This window comes from Stecheria intestinalis, from assembly GCF_009696165.1.
Lineage (GTDB): Bacteria > Bacillota_I > Bacilli_A > Erysipelotrichales > Erysipelotrichaceae > Bulleidia > Bulleidia intestinalis.
In genome coordinates this window covers 20757-27190 of record NZ_VUMN01000035.1, presented here as the reverse complement: position 1 = coordinate 27190, position 6434 = coordinate 20757, and the positions used below count along the sequence as shown (strand labels likewise).

At 40.6% G+C, this 6434-nt stretch carries 8 protein-coding genes; 3 read left to right on the top strand and 5 right to left on the bottom strand.

Annotated features, from left to right (window positions below; genetic code table 11):
* Positions 1 to 107: 107 nt before the first annotated feature.
* Genes FYJ51_RS11695 through FYJ51_RS11685 form a run of 3 tightly spaced genes read right to left on the bottom strand, consistent with a single transcriptional unit; the run spans position 108 to position 2834 of the window.
* Complete coding sequence (locus FYJ51_RS11695) at positions 108 to 650, bottom strand: tyrosine-type recombinase/integrase (protein ID WP_205946316.1); 543 nt, start codon at positions 648 to 650, stop codon at positions 108 to 110.
* The gene (locus tag FYJ51_RS11690; protein ID WP_154505789.1) at positions 640 to 1593 is read right to left on the bottom strand and encodes a tyrosine-type recombinase/integrase; all 954 of its coding nucleotides are present in this window, start codon (positions 1591 to 1593) and stop codon (positions 640 to 642) included. The genes FYJ51_RS11695 and FYJ51_RS11690 overlap by 11 nt, the downstream gene beginning before the upstream one ends.
* Positions 1593 to 2834 carry a site-specific integrase gene (locus FYJ51_RS11685; protein ID WP_154505788.1) on the bottom strand — a complete coding sequence of 414 codons (1242 nt, stop codon included), beginning with the start codon at positions 2832 to 2834 and terminating at the stop codon, positions 1593 to 1595. The genes FYJ51_RS11690 and FYJ51_RS11685 overlap by 1 nt, the downstream gene beginning before the upstream one ends.
* A gap of 188 nt (positions 2835 to 3022) precedes the next feature.
* On the opposite strand from FYJ51_RS11685, the gene FYJ51_RS11680 reads away from it, so the two are divergent.
* From FYJ51_RS11680 to FYJ51_RS11670, 3 genes are all read left to right on the top strand, one after another.
* Complete coding sequence (locus tag FYJ51_RS11680; protein WP_268892651.1) at positions 3023 to 3442, top strand: ATP-binding protein; 420 nt, start codon at positions 3023 to 3025, stop codon at positions 3440 to 3442.
* Positions 3443 to 3694: 252 nt separating this feature from the next.
* On the top strand, positions 3695 to 3895 hold the full coding sequence (locus FYJ51_RS11675) for a hypothetical protein (protein WP_154505772.1): 201 nt from the start codon (positions 3695 to 3697) through the stop codon (positions 3893 to 3895).
* Positions 3896 to 3904: 9 nt separating this feature from the next.
* Positions 3905 to 4234 carry a hypothetical protein gene (locus FYJ51_RS11670; RefSeq protein ID WP_154505786.1) on the top strand — a complete coding sequence of 110 codons (330 nt, stop codon included), beginning with the start codon at positions 3905 to 3907 and terminating at the stop codon, positions 4232 to 4234.
* Positions 4235 to 4335: 101 nt separating this feature from the next.
* Here FYJ51_RS11670 and FYJ51_RS11665 read toward each other — a convergent pair whose 3' ends face one another.
* Together FYJ51_RS11665 and FYJ51_RS11660 are read right to left on the bottom strand one after the other, a co-directional pair.
* Positions 4336 to 4644, bottom strand: coding sequence for a hypothetical protein (locus FYJ51_RS11665; protein ID WP_154505785.1), 309 nt, complete (start codon positions 4642 to 4644; stop codon positions 4336 to 4338).
* Between the two features lie 55 nt (positions 4645 to 4699).
* Positions 4700 to 6400 carry a hypothetical protein gene (locus FYJ51_RS11660; protein ID WP_154505784.1) on the bottom strand — a complete coding sequence of 567 codons (1701 nt, stop codon included), beginning with the start codon at positions 6398 to 6400 and terminating at the stop codon, positions 4700 to 4702.
* Positions 6401 to 6434: the final 34 nt, after the last annotated feature.

Below are 6434 nucleotides of genomic sequence, written 5' to 3'. Positions count from 1 at the left end.
TAGAAGGAACCATGCTTAGTTACACGCAGTGGCCCTTTTCTTCCGACAAATTATGGCCTTTCTCAGCCGACGTTTAATGGCCCATTTTTCCCGACGCTTTCTGGCCCTTATCGCCCGACCCTAACAAGGCGAAGATCATCAACCTTCAGATTGCAGATTTCACTCACCCTTGCACCAGTGTCATACATTACAGTCAATAAAACTTTGTCTCTGCGGCCGCGAACAGTCTCTGTATCTGGTGCGCTGAGGATTGCTTTTACCTCCTCTACTGTCAGATAGGGGACTGTTCTTGAAGAACTCTTCTTAGTTTTGATGGCAAGGATTTTCTGATACTCTGCAAAATGATCAATATCCTCCACCATTGCATATTTCACAAAAGAATGGATGGCAGCTAATCGGATATTGCGAGACGATTTCTTGATTCCTCTGCTTGTCTCCAGCCAGTCGAGAAAATGCAGAATGTTTTCCCTTGTCAGCTCAGACAACTCCACTTTATCTGGGGGAAGATCCATCTCATCTCGAAAGAAAACCAACAAGAGCTTAAACGTATCCCTGTAGGAAGCGATCGTATTGGCTGAAAGATTTCTTTCTCCCGTCAGATATTTAGTGAAGAAACTGGTTACGTAGTAATCAAAGTTTTTATTCTTCATTTCCAGCCCCTTCATAATATCTTTCACACTTTGCAACTATATCTGGATAAAGTTCGGAAGTAAGCCTCGGATAATACTCTGTGCATCGAGTATCAGAGTGCCCCATATAAGCGCAGAGATAAGGCATTAATGCATTGATATCCTGTCCTTCTTTGACCCAGTTCCGGAGACAATGGACACAGAAAGTGTGGCGGAAATCATGAACCCGGGGACCCTTTCTTCTGCCGCCATGATGTATGCCAGCTTTCCAAAGACATCTTCTGAAATGCGTGTATACAGAATTGCTGCTAAGGCTTGTCCCCATATCATTGGTAAAAACATATTCTTCCCCTGAAATGCTTTGCCGATATTTGAAAAGATAATCCTGCAGATAATCTAATGCTATCCGGTGAACGGGTATCATTCGATCTTTATTGTTTTTTGCCTGTCGGATAAAGAATGTCCCAGCTTCAAAATCGATGTCCTTGAATTTAATATGCATTAACTCATTTACACGCATGCCTGTGCTGTAAAGAATTCTGAATATAACGGCGTATCGCTGATTGCATTTGTTTTCGCGTCCTTCTCTGTCCGCTGCCTGAAATATTGCCGCGAGCTCCTGATTAGTAAAAATGTGCGGGACATATTCTCTGGCATAGCTTCCTGCAGGAAGAGGCGGACAGATATATGCTTCATTACCGGTTCTGGTCATATATCTGGCCAATTCCCGAATTGCTCCGATTCTGCCATTGCGCGTTTGCTTTGTTTCATTTGGTCTCTTTTCAGTATAGAGAATTACCATTTCTTTCGTTAATGCCGGCTCCGTGGCACCAGTTCTAAAAAAGAATCCATCCATTTCACGAAACCTCTTCTCTTCACTTTCGTATTTATAACCAATGGCTCGTTTTTCCTGAATCAATCCCTCCATAAAAGGACCCAAGATACTTTTGAATTCGTATTTCATTACTTTAGAACCTCATCCGGGTTAATCATGCATGCCTTTAATCCGTTCATATCAATCTGTAAATATATACTGGTGGATTTGATGCTCTGATGTCCGAGAATCTGACTGATCTGAGGCAATGGAATTTGTTTTTCTAGCAGGACTCTTCCAAGCGTATGACGCAAAGTATGAATTCCGCAGAATCCTTCACGCGGAATCGGAACGCCAGAAAGGTTTAGATACTTTCTGAAAATTGTGTTCAATCCAGAGGATTCTGACAGCCTTTGATATGGGGCATTTACCGTAATAAAAACTGCATTATCAGTTGTGATTGGTCTGCCATGCCGAATATAATCGATAAGAGCCCAGCCAATATCAGTCAGAAGTGGAAGATGAATGGTATTGCTGGTCTTTTGTTGTTTAACAACAATTTCTTTGGCTTCCCAGTTGATATCTTCTAATTCCAGATTCCTGATGTCTACCGACCGCAACCCGTATTTACAAGCAAGCATCAGTATTGCATAGTCTCTTTTTCCAACCGGACTATCTCGGTCAACTGAGCTGAGTATCTTTTTGACATCTTCTGGCTTCCAGCTGATAGGCAGATTTGCCCTATGAGGTGCTGCAACTTTTCTTACAAATCTGCTTTTATCCTCGGATGAATATCCATGACTGAAGCAGTAAAGAAAGAAAAATCTCATTTCTCCGCAGCGTGCTGTTACAGATTTTGGAGCTTCATTAATGAATAAGGCAAGTATTTCCTCAACAGCTGCCTGAGTGATTGAATTGCAGTCATAAATGCCATGTGCGTTAAAGTACTCGATGATGAGTCGGATTGTTAGTTCTCGATGCCTTATGGTAGATTCTCGAATGCCGCGGTCTTTCTGTTCTTGAAGGAAGCCTTGATAAATTGGTTTCCAATAATCATCAGTGACTTGACTGTGATATCTTGCAAATTTCGTGACGAATACCTGACTGGAGCTATATACGCTTAATATTTTCTGGGCACGCAGATGAGATAGTTTTGTACTGTTTAAGGAGGGGTTTACCTCAAATGAATGGAGGCAAATACCGTAGTGCTCAGCTAAAAACTCTAAGCTGACCTGATCGCTGAAATAAATACAGTTATGCTTTCTGCAATACTTCATAAACTGGTTGTAATGATGGGAATAATAGGCAATAGTTTCTTCTCCGAAATTCCTTTGTCGCATGATCTCCAGTATCTGAGATATGCACTGCTCAATTGTCAGTTTGTTCTCCATTTGAGAACTCCTTTCTATGGGGATCTCCCATAGAAGAAGTATTACCGATCTTGGAAAGTAGAAAAATAATGTAAAGTAATTGCCGCAATTATCCGCTTCAGTATTTGTGATTGCGGTATTTACTTTGCATTATCCATCGCTTTGCATAATTTCCTTAATGTAAAGCTTTACATTATGGAAAGACGCACCTGGCCATGGCATTTGGACACAGCTGCTGTGAGCTGGGGATCAAGACATACTTCTTTACGTCTTCAGAACTCAATGAGAAACTGAATCAAGCGAAAAGGTATGGAAGAACCACCAATGTTATTAACGGATTAGTCAAGCCGTCCTACCTCATTATTGATGAGATTGGCTGGTGCTGCTTCGATGCAGAGAATACCCGGATACTCTTTGATATCATCAATCGCAGAACAAATAAAGAAGGACCGCATTGCCTGATACTGACAAGCAACAAAACACCTGATACATGGGGTTCATACTTTGAAGAAAAAGATACAACACTATGCACACTGGATCGTATTTTTGACGATGCAATTGTATACATGATGAAGGGTCCAAGTTATCGCGGGCAGAAACTGCAGACGTTGGCAGTAGAAGCACAGTAATCAATTAGACAACACTCAGGAAGGAGTGGGCCTGGCGTATTGGCCCTTTTCTTTTGACTGAAAATGGACATTTTCACCTGGCCCAAAATGGCTCTTTTCTCCTGGCGCTAACAATGGGCAGCTCACTTACTACTCTCTCAGCAGGACCGTTCGAAATGGGATCAGCTGATCAAGGACACTTTTCAGTAGGTTCCGATTCAGAAGACTGCTGAGAGCCTTGGCATCAGCACTTATACCGTCTGGAGAATGCGCATGAAGCTTCTCCACGCCCTGGAATCCATTGCCAGTGAAACAGTGGTTTCCGATGAAGTAGAGATGGATGAAAAATACCTTGTGAACAGCCATAAAGGCGAAAAACGTGATGAAATCAAGCCACGTCATAGAGGAGAAAAGGCCTCAAATCGTGGCCTTTCCAGTGAACAGATATGTCTGCTTACCGCAGTGCAGAGATAAGGAGATACAGTGCTCAAGGCAACGAACTGTGCCGTTCCGAAATCGGAAGATATCGAAAAAATTCAGAAGAAGCTTTCTGGGAACTGCCTTGTCTGGATAGATGGCAAGACCGCATATCAGAGGATCCTGAATCAGAAGAACTGTGAGTTTCGAGTATTAGGAGACCATAAGACCTATACCTCCGTAGACCATCTGAATCATGTCAATTCTTTCCACTCCAAGATTGACGAATGGAATCGCAAGTACAGAGGAGTGGCAACAAAGTACATCAATCGGTACGCTGCACTGCTGGTAACAGTTCGGAATATGCAGGATTGGCTGCTGATGAAGTTCTGCTGAAGGTTAGAACTATACTCAGCAATGTCTCGGGCTTCTTCAGAATCTGTGATATGAAGACTTCGGACTTGTTTGCTTATTAGTCTAGATCACCAGCCTGCAAATTAAGCCAAATAATTTTTATCGCATTCTCGACAAATAATATGAAATGTTCCTGAACGGTTAATGCCATCTGTGTCTTTAAGTATTTCGAGGCCAAATATAGCATTAGACTGAACAATCTGTCCATTCTTACCGATCTTATTCAAAACCATTTGGGGAACAGAATGTGAATTACAAAAGCTTGTGTGCTTCTGTCCACACAGTATACAGCGATCTGGCTTTGCCCTATCCCTTGCTTTCTTTTGAAGAATATTCATCCTTTTCTTCAGTTCATTAACATCCGTACCAGGTGGTATATCCAGCAAACTCATTTCAACCGCCCCATTGTTCAGATAACATTACCTTAATCTTTATACGCATGGCTAATTACTTATCCTCACTCCTCAACAAATCATATAAACCTTCGATTGTGTAGCTGTGCTTTTTATACTGATCTTTTTCAAGTACATGAAATTGTTTTGACAAATACACCTTATTAGCTTTTCCGCCATCGCAAACATGAAATTTGTCATAATCAACTGTTGCCACTATTATCTGCGGAAGATAATCTATCGTAACAATCTCATTAAGAATTTCTTCGCTACTTCGTTCACTTGATTCCATATTCCTAGGAGAATCCACCACAAATGGAAATCTGATTATCGATCTTTTCAAATCATCCATTGTTTGAAAAAGACCAATAAACTGAGAAAGAATGATCTTCGGCGTTAGAGACCCCTGTCCTTGCAATCCACTAAGAAGTTTTATCTTCTTGTCATATGCCTGATCCCAAACTCCGAAATGAATAATATTCCTTTTTACATGGGAAACATAATCATTCTCAATTTCTTTCTTGTCAGGTGTTTTTTTCAGTTCTTTATCAATCTCCTTAATCTCATCCTGCTTATCAGATTGATCTATATGGTTCTTTGCAAGATCTAATTGATATTTTTTTAATGTATCTCCAAGTCCCTTATAGCGAAGATAAGCATTATAGGCATCCTGTGATTCATCATATGCCTTTTCTTTATTCTTCAGTTCAGCCATTAGGCTTACATAACTATCTTCAGCAGTCTTAAGTTCTTTTTTAATGTTGTCAATAATAAGATTGATTTGGGATTTCAAATACTCTTCGTTTGATTGGCTATAATTACTCCTTACCAGTTCATCTAATTCGTCATCAAACTCATAGCCGCAATTTGGACAAACATGCAAACCTTTTTTGTTTTCCGTTTCATCCTCTATTTGAGGTTTGATCTGCTGATATTGGCTGATAACATCAAGCTGGTATTCGTGCTGTTGCAGTCCAGTTTGAAGCTCCTGTATCTGGTTTCGCACTCTTCCAGCCCTTTGAACGAGATCCTCTATATCCTTTTTGGGCAAACGAAGTTGCTTTTCAAGCTCATCTATATTTTCAGCTGGAATCAAATGATTGACCTCATCAGAAAGAGATTTAATTGTTACCCGAAGTTCATTTTCTTTCTGTTTCAGTTCTTCAATGTCGTCTTTTAATTGATTCTTTTTTGCTTGAAGTTCGATTCTTGCCTTCGTATAAATGCCAAGATGAAAATAAATGGATTTCGACCGTTCTGGCTTTGAAAACTGATCCATCTTTTCAAAGCTATTGTAAAGCGCAGACCACCCCTTATCTTGATCTATATAATATGGCATAAAAGTAAAAACCGGAGGTGCTTGCACTACTTTCCTATTGCCCTCCTTCTCAGCAAGATAAACTGAAAAGTCAAACATTTGCCCAAGCATCGGCGCAAGTTCTTTAGTGACCGAATCTGTCAGCAGCAACAACTCTTCGCCTTTAAAAACAGCAAAGCGTTTTAAAAATCGAGCAATCTGGTACTCAGTACCATCAACATCTATTGTAACGAGATTAATCTTTGTATCCTTAGACCAGCGAGCATCAAAATTCACTTCAGCACCAAGCGTATGATACAAAGATTTGACAATAGAGGACTTTCCAACGTGATTATCAGAGCTAGTAATCACATTGAGTCCCGGCTTAAAATCTACAAAACGGGCGGTCTTCTCCTGCACATCTGCGACTAATATGTTTTTAAAGAACATACCGTTCATAATGTTTCCCACCCTTCCTCATAAATAAAGAGTT

Excerpts from the sequence above, each read along its gene's own strand:
- FYJ51_RS11665 (WP_154505785.1), bottom strand. The coding sequence starts at position 4,644 with ATGAGTTTGCTGGATATACCACCTGGTACGGATGTTAATGAACTGAAG.
- FYJ51_RS11695 (WP_205946316.1), bottom strand. The coding sequence starts at position 650 with ATGAAGAATAAAAACTTTGATTACTACGTAACCAGTTTCTTCACTAAA.
- FYJ51_RS11675 (WP_154505772.1), top strand. The coding sequence starts at position 3,695 with ATGAAGCTTCTCCACGCCCTGGAATCCATTGCCAGTGAAACAGTGGTT.
- FYJ51_RS11690 (WP_154505789.1), bottom strand. The coding sequence starts at position 1,593 with ATGAAATACGAATTCAAAAGTATCTTGGGTCCTTTTATGGAGGGATTG.
- FYJ51_RS11660 (WP_154505784.1), bottom strand. The coding sequence starts at position 6,400 with ATGAACGGTATGTTCTTTAAAAACATATTAGTCGCAGATGTGCAGGAG.
- FYJ51_RS11685 (WP_154505788.1), bottom strand. The coding sequence starts at position 2,834 with ATGGAGAACAAACTGACAATTGAGCAGTGCATATCTCAGATACTGGAG.